At 71.7% G+C, this 16,857-nt stretch carries 18 protein-coding genes; 11 read left to right on the top strand and 7 right to left on the bottom strand.

What is annotated here, in order from left to right; genetic code table 11:
* Positions 1-7 precede the first annotated feature (7 nt).
* The 4 genes from AB0J42_RS15380 to AB0J42_RS15365 all read left to right on the top strand — a co-directional run bounded on the left by AB0J42_RS15380 (position 8) and on the right by AB0J42_RS15365 (position 2,696).
* Positions 8-298 (top strand): ATP/GTP-binding protein, encoded by a 291-nt coding sequence (locus AB0J42_RS15380; RefSeq protein WP_364293925.1) that lies wholly within the window; start codon positions 8-10, stop codon positions 296-298.
* A gap of 19 nt (positions 299-317) precedes the next feature.
* The gene (locus AB0J42_RS15375; protein WP_364293922.1) at positions 318-1,022 is read left to right on the top strand and encodes an alpha/beta hydrolase; all 705 of its coding nucleotides are present in this window, start codon (positions 318-320) and stop codon (positions 1,020-1,022) included.
* Between the two features lie 40 nt (positions 1,023-1,062).
* The gene (locus AB0J42_RS15370; RefSeq protein WP_364293919.1) at positions 1,063-1,821 is read left to right on the top strand and encodes an SDR family NAD(P)-dependent oxidoreductase; all 759 of its coding nucleotides are present in this window, start codon (positions 1,063-1,065) and stop codon (positions 1,819-1,821) included.
* Between the two features lie 80 nt (positions 1,822-1,901).
* Complete coding sequence (locus AB0J42_RS15365; RefSeq protein WP_364293915.1) at positions 1,902-2,696, top strand: alpha/beta fold hydrolase; 795 nt, start codon at positions 1,902-1,904, stop codon at positions 2,694-2,696.
* On the opposite strand, the gene AB0J42_RS15360 is transcribed toward AB0J42_RS15365, so the two are convergent.
* The 3 genes from AB0J42_RS15360 to mce all read right to left on the bottom strand — a co-directional run bounded on the left by AB0J42_RS15360 (position 2,656) and on the right by mce (position 5,893).
* On the bottom strand, positions 2,656-3,858 hold the full coding sequence (locus AB0J42_RS15360; RefSeq protein WP_364293912.1) for an AI-2E family transporter: 1,203 nt from the start codon (positions 3,856-3,858) through the stop codon (positions 2,656-2,658). The two genes, AB0J42_RS15365 and AB0J42_RS15360, sit on opposite strands and share 41 nt — an antisense overlap.
* 122 nt (positions 3,859-3,980) lie before the next feature.
* Entirely contained in the window at positions 3,981-5,279 is a 1,299-nt protein-coding gene (locus AB0J42_RS15355; RefSeq protein ID WP_364293909.1) for a DivIVA domain-containing protein, read from the bottom strand.
* Between the two features lie 191 nt (positions 5,280-5,470).
* Positions 5,471-5,893, bottom strand: a complete 423-nt coding sequence (gene mce, locus AB0J42_RS15350; RefSeq protein WP_364293906.1) for a methylmalonyl-CoA epimerase — start codon at positions 5,891-5,893, stop codon at positions 5,471-5,473.
* 84 nt (positions 5,894-5,977) lie between these two features.
* Between mce and AB0J42_RS15345 the strand changes: the two genes are divergently transcribed.
* Positions 5,978-7,168: an acetyl-CoA C-acetyltransferase gene (locus AB0J42_RS15345; protein WP_364293903.1), complete on the top strand. Its 1,191-nt coding sequence runs from the start codon at positions 5,978-5,980 to the stop codon at positions 7,166-7,168.
* A 118-nt stretch (positions 7,169-7,286) separates the two neighbouring features.
* On the opposite strand, the gene AB0J42_RS15340 is transcribed toward AB0J42_RS15345, so the two are convergent.
* Together AB0J42_RS15340 and AB0J42_RS15335 are read right to left on the bottom strand one after the other, a co-directional pair.
* Positions 7,287-7,958, bottom strand: a complete 672-nt coding sequence (locus AB0J42_RS15340) for a DUF4230 domain-containing protein (RefSeq protein ID WP_364293900.1) — start codon at positions 7,956-7,958, stop codon at positions 7,287-7,289.
* Between the two features lie 24 nt (positions 7,959-7,982).
* Positions 7,983-9,362, bottom strand: coding sequence for a hypothetical protein (locus tag AB0J42_RS15335; RefSeq protein ID WP_364293897.1), 1,380 nt, complete (start codon positions 9,360-9,362; stop codon positions 7,983-7,985).
* Positions 9,363-9,592: 230 nt separating this feature from the next.
* Here AB0J42_RS15335 and AB0J42_RS15330 point away from each other — a divergent pair, with 230 nt between their 5' ends.
* From AB0J42_RS15330 to AB0J42_RS15315, 4 genes are read left to right on the top strand one after another with little or no spacing between them, the layout of a single operon-like run.
* Positions 9,593-10,144, top strand: coding sequence for a MarR family transcriptional regulator (locus tag AB0J42_RS15330; RefSeq protein ID WP_364293894.1), 552 nt, complete (start codon positions 9,593-9,595; stop codon positions 10,142-10,144).
* Complete coding sequence (locus AB0J42_RS15325) at positions 10,128-11,066, top strand: tetratricopeptide repeat protein (RefSeq protein ID WP_364293891.1); 939 nt, start codon at positions 10,128-10,130, stop codon at positions 11,064-11,066. The genes AB0J42_RS15330 and AB0J42_RS15325 overlap by 17 nt, the downstream gene beginning before the upstream one ends.
* A 9-nt stretch (positions 11,067-11,075) precedes the next feature.
* The gene (locus tag AB0J42_RS15320; RefSeq protein WP_364293888.1) at positions 11,076-11,720 is read left to right on the top strand and encodes a cytidylate kinase-like family protein; all 645 of its coding nucleotides are present in this window, start codon (positions 11,076-11,078) and stop codon (positions 11,718-11,720) included.
* Positions 11,721-11,760: 40 nt separating this feature from the next.
* Entirely contained in the window at positions 11,761-13,170 is a 1,410-nt protein-coding gene (locus AB0J42_RS15315) for an NAD-dependent malic enzyme (protein WP_364293885.1), read from the top strand.
* A 3-nt stretch (positions 13,171-13,173) separates the two neighbouring features.
* Here AB0J42_RS15315 and AB0J42_RS15310 read toward each other — a convergent pair whose 3' ends face one another.
* Entirely contained in the window at positions 13,174-13,686 is a 513-nt protein-coding gene (locus tag AB0J42_RS15310; protein WP_364293882.1) for a hypothetical protein, read from the bottom strand.
* A 121-nt stretch (positions 13,687-13,807) separates the two neighbouring features.
* Here AB0J42_RS15310 and AB0J42_RS15305 point away from each other — a divergent pair, with 121 nt between their 5' ends.
* Positions 13,808-14,386, top strand: a complete 579-nt coding sequence (locus tag AB0J42_RS15305; RefSeq protein ID WP_364293879.1) for a YqgE/AlgH family protein — start codon at positions 13,808-13,810, stop codon at positions 14,384-14,386.
* Positions 14,387-14,435: 49 nt separating this feature from the next.
* On the opposite strand, the gene AB0J42_RS15300 is transcribed toward AB0J42_RS15305, so the two are convergent.
* Positions 14,436-15,053, bottom strand: a complete 618-nt coding sequence (locus tag AB0J42_RS15300) for a TetR family transcriptional regulator (protein ID WP_364293877.1) — start codon at positions 15,051-15,053, stop codon at positions 14,436-14,438.
* A 124-nt stretch (positions 15,054-15,177) separates the two neighbouring features.
* Between AB0J42_RS15300 and AB0J42_RS15295 the strand changes: the two genes are divergently transcribed.
* Entirely contained in the window at positions 15,178-16,782 is a 1,605-nt protein-coding gene (locus tag AB0J42_RS15295) for an MFS transporter (protein WP_364293874.1), read from the top strand.
* Positions 16,783-16,857: the final 75 nt, after the last annotated feature.

Below are 16,857 nucleotides of genomic sequence, written 5' to 3'. Positions count from 1 at the left end.
GGCCGGCATGAGCCCGCGCCGCTCCCGGCGCAGGGAGCCCACCCGTCCCATCGCCTTCCCGCGCAGCACCGACCGGGTCGAGGAGTGGCCCGACGGCGAGTGGAAGGTACGCTCGCTCACCGGCGCCGGCTCCACCAAGAACTACCGCTGCCCCGGCTGCGACCAGGAGATCCGGAGCGGCACCCCGCACCTGGTCACCTGGCCCGCCTGGCGGGGCGGCGAGGAGGAGCGCCGCCACTGGCACCAGGTGTGCTGGCGCAAGAGACTGGACCGCGGCCCCGGCCGCAGCCGCTACTGACGCGTTACGAAGGAGCGACGTGGAGATTCGCGCGGCCACCGTGCTGCCCGCCCGGCGTGAGCCGATCGAGCTGCACACCGGCGACGGTTTGACCCTGGTCGGCGAGCTCGCCCTGCCCGAGGACCGGCCGCCCGCGGCGACCCTGGTGACGCTGCACCCGCTGCCGACCCACGGCGGCTTCATGGACAGCCACGTCTACAAGAAGGCCGCCAACCGGCTGCCCGCGCTGGCCGACCTGGCGGTGCTGCGCTTCAACACCCGGGGCACCACCTCCGACCGCGGCACCTCGGAGGGCGCCTTCGACGGCGGCGAGGGCGAGCGGTTCGACGTGGCGGCGGCGCTGGAGTACGCCGAGTTCCACGATCTGCCGCGGATCTGGCTCGTCGGCTGGTCGTTCGGCAGCGAGCTGGTGCTCAAGTGGGGCCACGACCCGGTGGTGGAAGGGGGCATCCTGCTCTCCCCGCCGCTCCACCGGGCCACCGACGCCGACCTCGACGCCTGGGCCGCGTTCGGCCGGCCGCTGATCGCGCTGGTCCCGGAGTTCGACGACTACCTGCGCCCCGAGGAGGCGAAGCGGCGTTTCGCCCGGGTGCCGCAGGCCGAGGTGGTCGGCGTGCCGGGCGCCAAGCACCTGTGGGTGGGCGAGCCGTACGTGCGCACCGTGCTCAACGAGATCGTCCGCCGCGTCGTCCCCGGCCGGCACCCCCTCCCCACGGAGGTCTGACCGCACTAGAATATCGTTCGGTCAGTACGGAGGAGGCACCGTGGGCGCGTTCGCTCTTGACGGCAAGAAGGCTCTGATCACCGGGGCGTCGAAGGGCATCGGGCGGGCCATCGCGCTCGCCTACGCCGAGGCGGGCGCGGACGTGGCGCTGACGGCGCGCTCGGCCGGCGCGCTGGCCGAACTGGCCAAGGAGGTCCAGGCGCTCGGCCGCGAGGCCGTGGTCGTCCCCGCCGACCTGACCGACCGCGAGGCCGCCGCCACGACCGTGCGCGAGGCCGTCGCCGGGCTCGGCCACCTCGACATCGTGGTCAACAACGCGGGCGGGTCCAACTTCCTGGTCGAGTTCAAGGACCTGCGCCTGACCGGCTGGGACAAGATCATGCGCCTCAACCTCGACTCGGCCATGGCCGTCTGCCACGCCGCCGCGCCCCACCTGCTCGGCCGCGGCGGCGGGTCCGTGATCAACATCGCCTCGGCGGCCGCGCTCGGCGCGCCCTTCCTGGCCCCGTACGCGGCAGCCAAGGCCGGGCTGGTGGCCCTGACCAAGACGCTCGCCCTGGAGTGGGCCTCGGCGGGCGTCCGGGTCAACGCCCTCTGCCCGGGCTGGACCGCCACCGACCTCAACCGCAACCTCTGGGACGACGGCAGCGGCGGCCAGGCGACCGTGGCGAACGTGCCGATGCGCCGCTGGGCCACCGTCGAGGAGATCGCCCAGCCGGCCGTGTTCCTGGCGAGCGAGGCCTCCGCCTACATGACCGGCCAGATGCTGATCGTCGACGGCGGCCTCACGACCGCCTGACGAATGGGACCGGCCTTTCGCCGCATATCCGGATGACCACCGGAGTGATTGTCGCGGGGAACCGGGTTACCGTGAGGTCCGTGCAGCTCTACACGAGAACAGCCGGGACCGGGCTCCCGGTCGTACTGCTCCACGCGTTCCCGCTCTCGTCGGCCATGTGGCTGGCCCAGCGGGAGGGTCTGGCCAGGGCGTGCCGGGTCATCACCCCCGACCTGCGCGGCTTCGGCGGGTCTCGGCTCGGAGACGACGAGCCCTCACTCGACCTCATGGCCGACGACGTCGCCAGGGCGCTCGACGCCGAGGGCGTCGAGCGGGCGGTGATCGGAGGGTTGTCCATGGGCGGCTACGTGACCATGGCCTTCTGCCGCCGCCACCCCGACCGGGTGCTCGGCGTCATCCTGGCCGCCACCAAGGCGAGCCCCGACACCGACGCGGCCCGCGGCAACCGCGAGCGCGTCGCCCGGGAGGTGCTCGCCGAGGGCAGTGACGTGCTGGTCAGGGAGGTGCTCCCGGGGCTGACCGGGCCCACCACGCGGCAGCGCAGGGCCATGGTGTCCGGCCGGGTCAAGGGGCTCGTGCAGTCGGCGCCGCCCCAGGCGGTCGCCTGGGCGCAGCGCGCGATGGCCGGGCGGCCCGACTCCTTCGACACGCTGGCCGGGCTCAAGGTGCCCGCGCTGGTGCTCGCCGGCGAGGAGGACGAGCTGGCCCCGCCGTCGGACGCCCGGGCGATGGCCGAGGCGGTGCCCGAGGGACGGCTGGAGGTCATCCCCGAGGCCGGTCACCTGATCGCGGTCGAGCAGCCCGAGGCGTTCAACGAGGCCGTGTTGCGCTTCCTCAGCACTGAGCTTGCCGGGGTATCACGATCTCCCGGATGATCAGGGCGATCGCGGCGGCCACCGGGATGGCCAGCAGCGCGCCCACGATGCCGAGCAGCGCGCCGCCCACCAGGGCGGCGATCACGGTCACCGCCGGCGTCACGTCCACCGAGCGCTTCATCACCCGCGGGTAGATCACGTAGTTCTCGATCTGCTGGTAGATCACGAAGAAGATCGCGCACGTGATGCCCGCGGGCACCGAGCCGAGCAGCGCCACCCCGGTCACCACCACGGCCCCGATCGTGGCGCCCACCAGCGGGATCAGGTCGGTCAGGGCCACCACGAGGGCGAGCGCGAGCGCGTACTCGACCCCCACGATCGACAGGAAGATCCACGTCAGCACGCCGGCGACGGCCGAGATGAGGATGCTGCCGGCGACGTAGCCGCCGATGCCGCTCAGGATCTGCTCGGCGATCGCGCCGGTGCGCTCGCGGCGCGAGGCCGGCACCAGCTTGAGCAGGTAGGCCTTGATCGTGTGCAGTGAGCCGAGGAAGTAGAGCATGAGCACCAGCAGCGTGATCGTGGTGAACAGCCCGTCCAGCACCACCAGCCCGGCGCCCACCACGCCGGTGGCCAGCGACGGCCCGAGCGTGCCGGTGACGAACGTGGCCAGCTGCGGCAGGATCTGGTAGTCGGCGTCGAGCTCGCGCAGCGTCGGATGGTTGCTCAGGTCCCGGAGGTAGCCGGGCAGCGCGGCCACGAAGTCGGCGAGCTGCTGGCTCACCGGCGGCACCACGGCCAGCCCGAACAGCACGAACGCCACGATCACCACGGCGAACACGGACGTGATCGCCCACCGCCTGGCCAGGCCGCGCCGCTGCAGCGCCTCCACCGCCGGGTTCAGGCCGACGGCCAGGAACATCGCCACCACGACGATGATGATCACGCTCAGCGAGCTGACGACCATCTGGGCGATCGCGATGGCCGTCAGCACACCGAGCCCGCCGGTCAGCCCGAACAGGAACGGCCCCCGTACCAGCGGTTTCCCCGGCATCCCGGAGACCGGCACGGCGATCGGGACAGCCGCCTCGCCCGCCCCCGCGGGGGCGGGCGGACCGGGGTCGGCGGTCTCCGCCGTCCGGTCAGCCGCTTCGCCGGTCTCCGCCCGCGGCGGGGCGGGCGTGGTGAGGCCGGCTCCGGCGGGTTCGGCTTCTGTGGTCACAGGGTCTCCTGCACGAGGGGAGGACGCACAACGAGAGAGAGCCTAGCGACCTTGGTCGCCAGGCTCTCTCCTGTTTTTCGGTCAGTCCCCGTGTAGGTAGCCCGAGCCGTCGGCCGTGCCGCTTACTCCTGCCACCACTCGGCGTCGTCGTCGGCCTTGCTCTCCGCCTTGGCGGGAGCCGGAGCCGGCGCGGGGATCGGGGCGGGACGGTCGTCGGCCGACGCGGCCAGGGCCGGCTTCGGCGGGGCCGCGGCGACGGCCTGCTCGGAGTCCATGCCCGGCAGCGGGGCGCCGCCGAGCAGCTGACGCAGCTGCGCGAGGTGGCTGGTGATGCTGTCGCGCTGGCGGGTCAGCTCGTCGACCTGGCGCTGCATGGTCGTACGGGTGCGCTCGGCCTCGGTCTTGGCCTCGGTGACGATGGTCTCGGCGCTGGACTTGGCCTCGGCGACGATCTGCTCGGCGTTCTTGCGGGCGTTGGCGACCAGCTGCTTGGCGTGCAGGTCGGCCTCGCGGCGGGTCTGCTCGGCCTGCTGGGTCGCCTTGGTGGCCCGGGACTCGGCGGTCGCGGCGCGCTGCTCGGCCTCGGCGACCAGCTTCTGCGTCGCGGCCTGGGTGGCGGCGTGGCGCTCGGCCTCCTGGCGCTCCGCCTCCTCGCGGCGGGCGGCGAGCTGGATCTCGAACTCGGCCTCGTCCTGGGCGCGCTTTGCCTCCGACTCCTCCAGCACCCGCTGAGCCTGCGCGCGCATCTCGTCGGCCTGCCGCTTGGCGGTGGTCAGCACCTCGTCGCGCTCGCGCTTGTTCGAGGCGCGCAGCTGGGCCACCTCGCGCTCGGTGGTGGTGCGCAGCTTGGCGATCTCGCGCTCGGCGTCGGCGCGCTTCTCGGCGACCTCGTGGTCGGCGGTGGCGCGGAGCTTGGCGACCTCGCGCTCGGTGGTCGCGGTCAGCTCGTCGGCCTCGCGGCGGGCGGTGGAGCGGATCTCCTCGGCGTCGCGCTCGGCGCTGGTGCGCATCTCCTCGCTCTCGCGAGTGGCCTGCGCCCGCTTGTCCGCGGCCTCGGCCTCGGCGGCGGCGCGCAGGTCGGCCGCCTCGACCTTGGCCGCGGCCTTTATCTCGTTGGCCTCGGACCTGGCGGCCTGGACGAGCTCGGTGGCCTGCTCCTCCGCCAGGCGGAGAAGCTGCTCGATGCGGGCGCCGAGACCGGAGTAGGTGGGCCGCTCCTGCTCCTGCAGCTGACGCTGGGAGTCGGTCAGCTCGCGCTGCAAGGAGGACACCTGCTCACGGGCCTGGCGCAGCTCGGAGTCGAGCTGCTTCAGGTGGTCGTGAACCTGATGCCGGTCGTAACCTCGTAGCACCACGTCGAACTCGCGAGCTGGTGCGTCTTCGAAGAAGTTGTTGAGCTGGGCGTCGATGTCGGACTGCATGGAGGCTCGATCCTGGGTTGTCGAGACGGCTACACGGCCGGACGGGGGGTTCGGGGCATCCGAGCCTGGAGCCCGTGCCTCGCGGCAGGCTCCATGTCCGGTGGAAGGCCAGCGTACTCCGCCGATGCCGAGTCCGAAGCCCCGTCCGGGTTTCTGCGTGACTAGTTACTTATGAACGATTTTTGCGTCTGCTAGCTTTTCGCCGCCTGCACCAACTCGGTCAGCATTCCTCCGACGTCCTTGGGGTGCAGAAACGCGATCTGCGAACCCATCGAGCCGTGCCGGGGGCGCTCGTCGAGCAGCCGCACACCCTTTCCGCCGATCTTAGTCATTGCCTCAGAGATGTCCGGAACACCAAACGCCACGTGGTGCACTCCCTCACCCCTCTTTGCGAGGAATTTCCCCACGGGGGAGTCCGGTGAGAGCGGTTCGAGCAGCTGGATGTAGGAACCGCCGCCGTCGCCGTCGGCGATGTGGAGCATGGCCTCCCTGACCCCCTGCTCCTCGTTGACCTCGCGGGCCACCACCTCGAGCTCGAACAGCTCCGAGAAGAGCGTGATCTTCTCTTCGAGGTCGTGGCAGGCGATCCCGATGTGGTCGATACGCATGAACATGTGTGTGCCACCTCCATAGCGAACACCCTGCTACCGCTAGGTATGGTGTCAAAGAGCTACCCACATGTGCACAGGAGGCCCCGCATGTCTGGTTCCGTCATCGTCGCCGGAGCCCGTACCCCCATCGGAAAGTTGCTCGGCTCGCTGTCGGACCTGAAGGCGGTCGACCTGGGCGGCATCGCGATCAAGGCGGCTCTGGAACGTGCCGGAGTGGCCCCCGAGGCCGTCGAGTACGTGATCATGGGCCAGGTCCTCCAGGCCGGGTCGGGCCAGCTGCCCGTCCGCCAGGCGGCGGTCAAGGCCGGCATCCCGATGACGGTCCCGTCCATGCTCATCAACAAGGTCTGCCTGTCGGGCCTCGACGCGATCGCCCTGGCCGACCAGCTGATCCGCGCCGGCGAGTTCGACATCGTGGTCGCGGGCGGCATGGAGTCCATGACCAACACCCCGCACCTGCTGCCGGGCCTGCGCAAGGGCGTCAAGTACGGGAGCGCCGAGGTGCTCGACTCGATGGCGTACGACGGCCTGTCCTGCGCCTTCGACCAGTGCGCGATGGGCGAGTCGACCGAGCGCTACAACACGCGGCTGGGCATCGGCCGCCAGGAGCAGGACGAGGTGTCGGCCCGCTCCCACCAGCTCGCCGCCGCGGCCATCAAGAACGGCGTGTTCGAGCCGGAGATCGTGCCGGTGGAGATCCCGCAGCGGCGCGGCGAGCCGGTGGTCGTCAAGGAGGACGAGGGCGTCCGCGGCGACACGACCGTGGAGACGCTGGCCAAGCTCCGGCCGGCGTTCGCGGCCGACGGCACCATCACGGCCGGGTCCGCGTCGCAGATCTCCGACGGCGCCTGCGCCGTGGTGGTCATGTCCAAGGCCAAGGCCGAGGAGCTGGGCCTGGAGTGGCTGGCCGAGATCGGCCGCCACGGCAACGTGGCCGGCCCGGACTCCTCGCTGCAGTCGCAGCCGGCCAACGCCATCAAGCACGCCCTGGACAAGCAGGGGCTGACCCCGCAGGACCTCGACCTGATCGAGATCAACGAGGCGTTCGCCAGCGTGGTGATCCAGTCGGTCAAGGAGCTGGGCGTGCCGATGGACATCGTGAACGTCAACGGCGGCGGCATCGCGCTCGGCCACCCGATCGGCGCGTCCGGCGCCCGTATCGTGCTCACCCTCGCCCACGAGCTGAAGCGGCGCGGCGGCGGCGTCGGCGCTGCGGGCCTGTGCGGCGGCGGCGGCCAGGGCGACGCCCTGATCATCAGCGTGCCGAAGAGCGCGTAGTACGTCCGAGCGCCCGCTCCCCGGAGACGGGGGCGGGCGCGTTGCGTCGCAGGGCTGTGGCTCGTCTCGTCAGAGTTGGGACTCGTCCCCCCAGGGGCCAGGACTTGTCCCCTCGGGGCTAGGGCTCGTCCCCGAACTTGACTGTGACCTCGGTGAACCCGAGCGACTTCAGCAGGCCCTCCAGCATCCGCCGGGTGTTGGCGTCGGCCCTGGCCCGCAGGTCGCTCTCGGCGGCCGCCTCGGCGATCTTGCGTTCCGCGAGCAGGTACACCTCGCGCTGGTCGGCGGGGGAGCCGGACAGGAAGTCCTGCACCCGGTCCAGCAGCCCGCGCTGCTGGGCGAAGACGTAGGAGCGCCGGTTGTCCAGGTTGGGCTTGTCGAGCTGGGCGCGGGGGAGGACGATCGTGGCCGCGGTGCGGTCCTCGGAGACGGTCACCGCGTCGCCGGTCAGCCCGGAGAGGTCCACGTAGGCGTCCACGCCGCCCGCGCCGACGAAGAGCGTCCGGGTGCCCTTCACCGCGTCCGGCAGGAACCTGGCGTCCTTCTCCAGGTCCACCACGACCTGGAAGCTGCCCGTCGCGGCCTCGAACCGGCTCAGGTCCTTGATCGACTGGAGCAGCGCCGGCTGGCTGCGGTCGATGGTCTGCTCGCCCAGGGGGTTCAGCCAGGTCCAGGCCAGCCGTCCGGCCACCAGCGCCAGGACCACCACGACCAGCAGCCCCGCGAGATATCGCCACGTGCGGCGCGGGCGCGGAGCGAGCCCCGGGGGCGCCGTCTGCGAAGTCGTCATGTCACTCTGCTACCCGCCGGGCGATCACCTGTGCCAGCTATGAGGTGACATATCCGGGCCCCAGCTCGGCGCCGGGCGCTCGCTCGGGTCGGGGTAGACGGGATACACCTGCGGGGCGCTCTCCTGGTGGACCTGCGTGGCGACCGGGGTGGCGGCCTGCGGCGGCGTGCCCGCCGGGCCGCCGCCGAAGTGGGTGGCCGACAGCTTGCACGCCTGGAAGTCGCTGAAGAACATGCGCAGCCACTCGCGGCGCTGGTGCTCGTTCAGCCCGGAGAACCAGGCGGCGGCGTACTCGTGCTCCAGCAGCGGCCCGCCGGGCAGCGGCTCGCCGCGCAGCCAGGCCGTCACGATCTCGCGGTAGCCGTCGGCCGGCCTGCCGGGGCAGCGGGCGGCCAGCGCGTCCACGTACTCGTGCGCGGCCTGCTCGGCGAAGCCCGCCGACAGGTCGGGCAGGTGGATCGGCGCCAGCCCGTGCGACGGCTTGAGCGGGTCGTCCAGCGGCCGCTGCTCCACCCGGGTGAACGCGGCCGGGGTCTCGGCCAGCCGGGAGGCGATCTCGGTGAAGGCGGCGCCCAATTCGGTCAGCCCGGCCCGCATGCCGGGGTGGACGCAGACCGTGATGGGCCACTCCTGGCAGCTGTAGGCGATGTCCTGGGCCGCGGCGGGCCGGGGCTCGCCGAGCACCCGCGCCACCCCCGCGCCGGCCGTCAGCACCGCCAGCAGCGCGCAGGCCAGCACCACCGCCTGCCGGGTGACCAGCGCGGCCCAGCCCAGCAGCAGCGCTCCGGTGACGCCGAGCAGCCAGATGATCTGGTTGACGAAGACGGTGCCGCTCAGCCCCTGGAACAGGTCGTAGGGCTCGCCCGTACCGGGTGCCAGCCGGTCGGCCCAGCCATCGCCGTCGGCGAGCCAGCTGAACAGCGCGTAGCAGCCCAGCCCGGCCAGCGGCGCGGTCGCCGCGTACGGCAGCACCCAGCCGGCCACCCACCCGATCACCGAGTAGAGCGCCAGCCCCGCCATGCCCATGCCCAGGCCGGTCAGGCTGAGTCGGCCCGCCTGTTCGGTGAGCACGGTCTTGACGGCCAGCACCAGCACGGTCGCGGCGAAGGACCCCAGCACCACCAGCACGATCGCCAGCGGCGCGCGCAGCGCGCGCCAGGTCGTCAGCCGCACCTCGCGCGAGGCCCGCCGTTTGCGCACGGCCACCCAGGCGGCGAAGGCGGCGGCGACCGGCCCGGTCAGCCGGAGCGAGCCGATGACCGCCGCCACGATGTTCTCCCACGCGTCCACGCCGGGTATCAGGACGCTCCACGCCGCGACGAGACCGAGCGCCAGCAGCACGGCCACCGTGACCGCCGCGCCCTGTTTGAGCTCTTCGCGTGAAACGCCCCCGTGTTCACGCACGCGTCATCCCAAAGACGTTCATAAAGCACCCCCGTGCCCCCTTGGGCGACGGCGGGAGCGCCCTGTCCGGCCGGTCCCCACGGCTGATGGACTTGGCTCCCCCGTCACCATTCGATGCGAGAACCATAACTGAGCGTGATGAAGGACGCCCGGATTCTTGGTCAAGCGGAGAATGCGATTGCGCAGCGTAACTAGACGAATCTGGACGAGGGGCGCGCTAACGTATCTGCGTGTCGCAGCCCAAGCCTCTCAACCTGCCGTTCGACCCGATCGACCGTGCCGCGGAGACCTGGCGTGAACGATTCGGCCCCTCCTCCGCCATGGCGGCCGTCACCTCGATCATGAGAGCGCACCAGATCCTGCTGTCGCAGCTCGACGCGCTGCTGAAGCCGTACGACCTGACCTTCGCCCGCTACGAGGCCCTGGTGCTGCTGACGTTCAGCAGGACCGGGACGCTGCCGCTCTGGAAGATCGGGGAGCGGCTGATGGTCCACCCCACCAGCGTCACCAACACCATCGGCCGGTTGGAGCGGTCCGGCCTGGTGCGCCGCAGGCCCAACCCGAGAGACGGGCGCGGCGTGCTCGCGGAGATCACCGAGGCCGGCCGCGACGTCGTGCGACGCGCCACGGACGACCTCATGGCGGCCGAGTTCGGCCTCGGCATGTACGCCGAGAGCGAGCTTGGCCAGATGTTCGACCTGCTGCGCACGTTGCGGGTGGCGGCGGGTGACTTCCCGGCCCCCGCCATGAGGCAAGATGAGGAGCATGGCGGACTTCTCTAGGCCCGGATCGCTCTACGGAGCGGTGGATCTGGGCGCGCGCAAGCAGGCATTGGAAGCGCAGGCCCGGCGGGAGGCCGAAGGCGGTCCCCAGGGGGCCTCGACGGCCTCCGTGGTCGACGTGACGGAGGAGACGTTCACCACCGACGTCATCGACCGCTCGATGACCGTGCCCGTGGTGCTCGACCTCTGGTCGCCCCGGGCGCCCGGCAGCGCCCAGCTCAGCCCCGTGCTGGAGAAGGTGGTCGGCGACCTGGGCGGCAAGGTCGTGCTCGCCAAGGTCAACGTCGACGCCAGCCCGCAGATCGCGCAGGCCCTGCGGGTGCAGGCGGTGCCGACCGTGCTGGCGATCTTCCAGGGGCAGGCCGTCACCGGCTTCCAGCAGGTGCTGCCCGAGCAGGAGGTGCGCCGCTTCCTCGACGAGCTGATGAAGGCCGTGGAGCAGTTCTACCAGGCCAACCCGGACGCGCGGCCGCCCGCCGCCGCCGACTCCGCCGAGGAGCAGGGGCCGCCCGCCGACCCCGACCTGGCCGCCGCCGAGCAGGCCATCGACCAGGGCGACCTCGACGCCGCCGAGGCGGCCTACGAGCGGCTGCTCGCGCGGGTGCCCGGCAACGAGGACGCCAAGATGGGGCTGGCCGGGGTCCGGCTGATCAAGCGGACCTCCGGTGTCGACCCGGCCGACGTGCAGCGGCGGCTGGAGGACCCGTCCGACATCGACGCCGAGCTGCTCGCCGCCGACCTGGAGATGCTGTCCGGCTCGATCGACCAGGCCTTCGACCGGATCATCAAGGTGGTCAAGCGCACCTCCGGCGACGAGCGCGACAAGGCCCGCGTCCACCTGCTGGGCCTGTTCGAGACGCTGCCGGCCGAGGACCCGTCCCTGGCCAAGGCGCGAAGGGCGCTGGCGAGCGCGCTGTTCTAACCTGAGCGTGTGAGGGTCGTCACGATTTCGGCGACGTACGGCACGGCCGGCCACCAGATCGGCATGGCCGTCGCCGAGCGGCTCGGCGTGCCCTTCGTCGACCGGGCGATCGCCGGTGCCGTCGCCGAGGAACTGGGCTGCTCGCTGGAGGAGGCGCTGGCGCACGACGACCGGGCCGAGCACGGCCTCAGCCGGCTGCTCTCGGGGGCGCTGCGGCTGCCGACCGTCACCTTCGGCGGCGTCGACATGTACGTGCCGGGCGAGCTGCCGCACGCCCCGGAGGAGTTCGTCCGGCTGACCCGGCGGGTGCTCCTCGACACCGCGCGCAGCCAGGGCGGGGTCTTCCTGGGCAGGGCCGGGTCGATCGTCCTCGCCGACCTGCCCGGAGCGCTGCACGTACGGCTCGACGCCCCCGTGGAGCGGCGGGTCCGGCAGGCGGTCAGGCTGGGCGCGGCCTCCGAGCGGGAGGCCCGCCGGGCCCTGGAGGACAACGACCGCGCCAGGGCCGCCTACGTGCGCCACTTCTACCGCGCCGACCCGGCCGACCCCGCTCACTACCACCTGATGATCGACAGCACCGTGATCCCGGTCCAGGCCTGCGCCGGCCTGATCGTCATGGCGGCCGAGGCGCTCACCCCGCCCGAACCCCCATAACATGGGAGCACTTCATGGTCAGGCGCGAAGGAGCGATGACGTGACGACCGTCCCGAGTGTGTCGTACTCCATAACCGTGCGGCTGGAGGTGCCGGCAGGCGGCAAGGCCGTCAGCCTGCTCACCCACGCCGTCGAGTCGGCGGGGGGCGTCGTGACCGCCCTCGACGTCACCAACGCCGGCCACGAGAAGCTCCGGATCGACGTCACCTGCGCCGCCCGCGACACCGACCACGCCCAGGCGATCGTCGACCAGCTGGAGTCCGTCGAGGGCGTCGTCATCCACAAGGTCTCCGACCGGACCTTCCTCATGCACCTCGGCGGCAAGATCGAGATGCAGTCGAAGGTGCCGCTGCGCAACCGCGACGAGCTGTCCATGGCCTACACGCCGGGCGTGGCGCGGGTGTCGATGGCGATCGCCCGCAACAAGGAGGACGCCCGCCGCCTGACCATCAAACGCAACACCGTCGCCGTCGTCACCGACGGCTCGGCCGTGCTCGGGCTGGGCAACATCGGGCCGGAGGCCGCGCTGCCGGTCATGGAGGGCAAGGCGGCGCTGTTCAAACGGTTCGCCGGGATCGACGCCTGGCCCATCTGCCTCGACACGCAGGACACCGACGAGATCGTCCGGACCGTCCAGCTCCTCGCCCCCGGCTTCGGCGGCATCAACCTGGAGGACATCGGCGCGCCGCGCTGCTTCGAGGTGGAGCGGCGGCTGCGCGAGCTGCTCGACATCCCGGTCTTCCACGACGACCAGCACGGCACCGCCATCTGCGTGCTCGCGGCGCTCACCAACGCGCTGCGGGTGGTCGGCAAGAAGCTGGAGGACGTGCGCATCACGATGGCGGGCGCGGGCGCGGCGGGCAACGCGGTGCTCCGGCTGCTGCTGGCGGCGGGCGCCCGCAACGTGATCGTCTGCGACTACCGCGGCGCCATCTCCCGCACCCGCGACGACCTCGACGACTCGCTGCGCTGGATCGCCGAGCACACCAACGCCGAGGGCTACACCGGCGACCTGTGCGGCGCGGTGAAGGGCGCCGACGTCTTCGTGGGGGTCTCGGCCCCGGGCATCCTCACCGGCGCCGACATCGCCACCATGGCGCCGGGCGCGGTGGTGTTCGCGCTGGCCAACCCCGAGCCGGAGGTCGCGCCCGACGACGCCCGCGAGCACGCCGCGGTGGTGGCCACCGGGCGCTCCGACTACCCCAACCAGATCAACAACGTGCTGGCGTTCCCCGGCGTCTTCCGCGGCCTGCTCGACGCGCAGGCCACCCAGGTCACCGAGGATATGCTGCTGGCCGCCGCGGGCGCGCTGGCCGCCGTGGTGACGCCGGAGGAGCTGGGCCCCAACTACATCATCCCGAGCGTCTTCCACCCGGACGTGGCGGGCGCGGTCGCCGCGGCGGTCCGCGAGTCGGCGGGCGGCCGGGCCCGCGGCTTCACCGAGGCCTGACGCTCAGTCGAAGGGCGACCCGGAGCGCGGCCAGAGCGAGCCGTACCACCACAGCACGCCGCCGGTGAGCACCAGCCCGCCCGCCGTCGCCAGCTTGGCCATCAGGTCGAGCGGCGGGCCGGTGAACGGCAGCCGGTGACCCCACGGGCAGTCGTTGCGCACCAGCGTGGAGTCGATCAGCGTGTCGGGCCTCCCGTCGCCCACCGAGTACGCCTCGATCTCCGCGCCGCCGCCGGGGCGGATCTTCACCGTACGGACGATCGCCTTTCTGGCCGGGATGGAGCCGGACGCGACGGTCCTGGAATCGGCGCGTAGGTCGAAGCGGGCGAGCTGGCGGGTCTGGTTGCGCAGGGTGACCCGCACGGTGTTGTGGCGGCAGCCGATGCGGTCGACCGACATCGTGAACGGGTCGCCGCGATCGGGGCTCGGCCAGGGCCACGCCCACGCCGCCACCGGCAGGAGGAAGATCACGCCGATGGGCAGGGCGGCGAGGGCGAGGCGGGCACGGATGCGCACTGCTCCTCCTTGGTTGCAGAGGGTAGCGATCGTTCGCCCCGATCGTGCCCGTATCACTACGTTGCGTAACATGTGGCGGCTGGAGGCGCGAGAATCCCCGTTCCTCCTTCATGATGGATGTATGGCGGAAGCGATCTACGTCGGCGGGTTGCTGGTGGCGACGCCACTTCTCGATGACCCCAACTTCCGGCGTAGCGTCGTGCTCATCCTCGAACACGACCACGACGGCGGCACGCTCGGCGTGGTGCTCAACCGGCCGAGCGAGATCTCGGTGACCCAGGTCCTGCCCGTGTGGGACCCCCTGGTGACCGGGCCGCCGGTGCTGTTCGAGGGCGGGCCGGTGCAGACCGACAGCGCGCTCGCGCTGGCCGCGGTGCCGAGTGGTGAGGAGCCGCTGGGCTGGCGCAGGCTCCACGCGGGCACCGCGGCGGTGTCCAGGCTCGGCACGGTCGACCTGGACGCGCCGCCCGAGATCCTGCAGCACGAGATCGCGCAGATGCGCATCTTCGCCGGCTACGCGGGCTGGACCCCGGGTCAGCTGGAGAGCGAGATAGCCGAGGGGGCGTGGTACGTCGTCGACGCGGAGCCCGGCGACACCTTCCACGCCGATCCGGGTTCGCTCTGGCGCCACGTGCTGCGCCGGCAGCGGGGGGAGCTGGCGTTCGTGGCGAACTGCCCGGACGACCCGACGCTCAACTAGGCGTACTGAACCGCGACGCGCCGTCGAAGATCCTGAAACGGGTGAGGACCTAGGAGTCCCAGCCCGGGCGGAGCGAGCGCTCCACGAGCTGGAGGGTCTCCTCCATGCGGCGGACGATCTCCGGCAGGTCGGCCGGGTCGGCGGGGCAGGTGAGGCCGACCCGCAGGGACGCCATGACGAAGCTCACCACCAGGTGGGGGAGCGGGTTGTCGGCGGGGTCCAGGCCCCTGCGGGCGGCGACGGTCTCGACCAGGCGGCGTTCGGTCTCTATGGCGCGGGCGTAGGCGCTGCTGGCCAGGTGGGGGGTGGCGTCGAGCAGGCGCCGCACCTTGAGGAAGCGCTCGACGTCCTCCGGGGTCGCCTCCTCCATGGTGCGCAGCTGCGCGCGCAGGGCGTGGGTCATGGAGGCGAACGGCGGCTCGCCGGCGGGGCGGGCCGCCAGGGCCTCCAGCATGGTCTCCTCCATCTGGTCGTGGAACCAGAGGATCAGGTGGTCCTTGCTCGTGAAGTAGCGGAAGAAGGTGCGCGGGGAGACGTCGGCGGACCCGGCCACCTGGTCGATGGTCGTCGTGTCGTACCCGTGTTCGAGGAAGAGGTCGAGCGCGGCGTCCACGAGGGCGAGCCGCGTCTTCTCCTTCTTGCGCTCCCGCAGACCCATGCCGGTCATCCCTTCGCCATCCTCATGTCACAGTCTGACACATGTCAGCTGTGAGCGAATAAAACTGGTTTGTCATTTGGCAGTGACTGCCACTACTGTGCCTGAGGCTTTTCGCGACACTTGAGGGGGATTCATGGCTGATGCGAAGACGGTGGACGCGCCGTCGTCGCCGCCGGGCAGGAGCGGGGCCCGCGGCAATCCGTGGCTGGTGCTGCTGGCGGTGAGCCTGGGCGTCATCATGGTGATGCTCGACGGCACCGTGGTCGGCATCGCCAACCCGGTGATCCAGGCCGACCTGGGCGCGACTCTGGCCGAGCTGCAGTGGGTGACCAGCGGCTACCTGCTGGCCCTCGCGGTGTTCCTGATCACCGCGGGCAAGCTGGGCGACCTGTTCGGGCACAAGCGGGTGTTCCTCATCGGTGTCGCGGGCTTCGCCGTCGTGTCGGTGGGCATCGGCCTCAGCGCGGAACTGGCCGAGATCATCCCCGGCGTCTCGCCCGCGGGCGCGCTGATCGGCCTGCGCGTGATGCAGGGCCTGTTCGGCGCGCTGCTGCAGCCCGCCGCGCTGGCGCTGCTGCGGCAGGCGTTCCCCGGGGAGAAGCTTAAGCAGGCGATGGGCGCGTGGGGGGCGATCATCGGCCTGTCCAGCGCCGCCGGTCCGATCGTGGGCGGCGTGCTGGTCGAGAACGTGAGCTGGCAGTCGGTCTTCTTCATCAACGCTCCGGTGGGCGTCATCGCCCTCGTCATGGGCGCGCTGCTCATCGAGAAGAGCCCGATCAAGGTCATGAACAAGATCGACTGGGGCGGCGTGGTCCTGCTGTCCGGCGCCATGTTCGCGCTCGTCTGGTCGATCATCAAGGCGCCCGAGTGGGGCTGGGGCGACTCCACCACGCTCGGCTTCCTGGCCGCCTTCGCGGTGCTCACCGGCGCCTTCATCTTCTGGCAGAACCGGGCCAGGCAGCCGCTGGTGCCGCTGACGCTGTTCGCCAACGCGTCGATCTCCATCGGCACCGTGCTCATGATGATGGTCGCCTTCGCGATGTTCGGCGCCATGTTCTTTCTGGGCTTCTTCTTCCAGGGCACGCACGGGCTGACCCCGCTGGAGGCCGGCGTCCGGATGCTGCCGATGAGTGCGGGCATGATCGTCGCCTCGCCGCTGGCAGGCGTCCTGCTCGGCAAGCTCGGGCCGCGGATCACCATGTCGGCGGGGCTGGTGGTGACCGCGGGGGCGATGTTCCTGATGTCCCAGCTCACCGTGGACGCCACGTTCCTGGAGACCTCGATCCCGTTCGTGGTGCTGGCGTTCGGCATGTCGCCGGTCTTCGTGGGCGCCACCGAGATCATCGTGGGCAACGCCCCCGAGGGGCTCACCGGCGTCGCAGGCGGCGTGCAGCAGTCGGCCATGCAGGTCGGCGGCGCGCTCGGCACCGCCGTCCTCGGCGCCGTCATGGCCGGGCAGATCTCCGACCGGCTCCCCGGCTACCTCGGCCCGGCCGCGCAGGCCATCCCGGCCGACCAGCTCGCGCAGCTGAAGGCGGCGGCCGCGTTCGGCGGGCTCCCGCAGGGCACCCCCGAGCAGATCGCCCACGTCGTGGGCCCGGCCGTCAAGAACGCCTTCATGGACGGCATGAACCTGGCCTTCCTGGTCAGCACCTGCATCGCGCTGCTGACGGCGGTGCTGGCCCTGTTCGTCAAGGCGGGCCGCAAGACGGAGGACGTTCCCGTACACGCCGGATGACCCGCGACAGCCCCCGCCCGCACCGGGCGGGGGCCGTTCTCACCCGCCCGTCCGCCGGGCCTGGCCGCGCTGGAG

It is taken from the genome of Nonomuraea sp. NPDC049649, assembly GCF_040675175.1.
Taxonomy (GTDB): domain Bacteria; phylum Actinomycetota; class Actinomycetes; order Streptosporangiales; family Streptosporangiaceae; genus Nonomuraea.
Note: the sequence above shows the minus strand (reverse complement) of the source record. Positions and strands in the feature narration are given on the sequence as shown.

What these genes read in the sequence shown, in the direction of transcription:
- AB0J42_RS15380 (WP_364293925.1), top strand. Translation starts at nt 8, where the DNA reads ATGAGCCCGCGCCGCTCCCGGCGCAGGGAGCCCACCCGTCCCATCGCC.
- AB0J42_RS15355 (WP_364293909.1), bottom strand. Translation starts at nt 5,279, where the DNA reads ATGCAGTCCGACATCGACGCCCAGCTCAACAACTTCTTCGAAGACGCA.
- mce (WP_364293906.1), bottom strand. Translation starts at nt 5,893, where the DNA reads ATGTTCATGCGTATCGACCACATCGGGATCGCCTGCCACGACCTCGAA.
- AB0J42_RS15345 (WP_364293903.1), top strand. Translation starts at nt 5,978, where the DNA reads ATGTCTGGTTCCGTCATCGTCGCCGGAGCCCGTACCCCCATCGGAAAG.
- AB0J42_RS15340 (WP_364293900.1), bottom strand. Translation starts at nt 7,958, where the DNA reads ATGACGACTTCGCAGACGGCGCCCCCGGGGCTCGCTCCGCGCCCGCGC.
- AB0J42_RS15325 (WP_364293891.1), top strand. Translation starts at nt 10,128, where the DNA reads ATGGCGGACTTCTCTAGGCCCGGATCGCTCTACGGAGCGGTGGATCTG.
- AB0J42_RS15305 (WP_364293879.1), top strand. Translation starts at nt 13,808, where the DNA reads ATGGCGGAAGCGATCTACGTCGGCGGGTTGCTGGTGGCGACGCCACTT.
- AB0J42_RS15300 (WP_364293877.1), bottom strand. Translation starts at nt 15,053, where the DNA reads ATGACCGGCATGGGTCTGCGGGAGCGCAAGAAGGAGAAGACGCGGCTC.
- AB0J42_RS15295 (WP_364293874.1), top strand. Translation starts at nt 15,178, where the DNA reads ATGGCTGATGCGAAGACGGTGGACGCGCCGTCGTCGCCGCCGGGCAGG.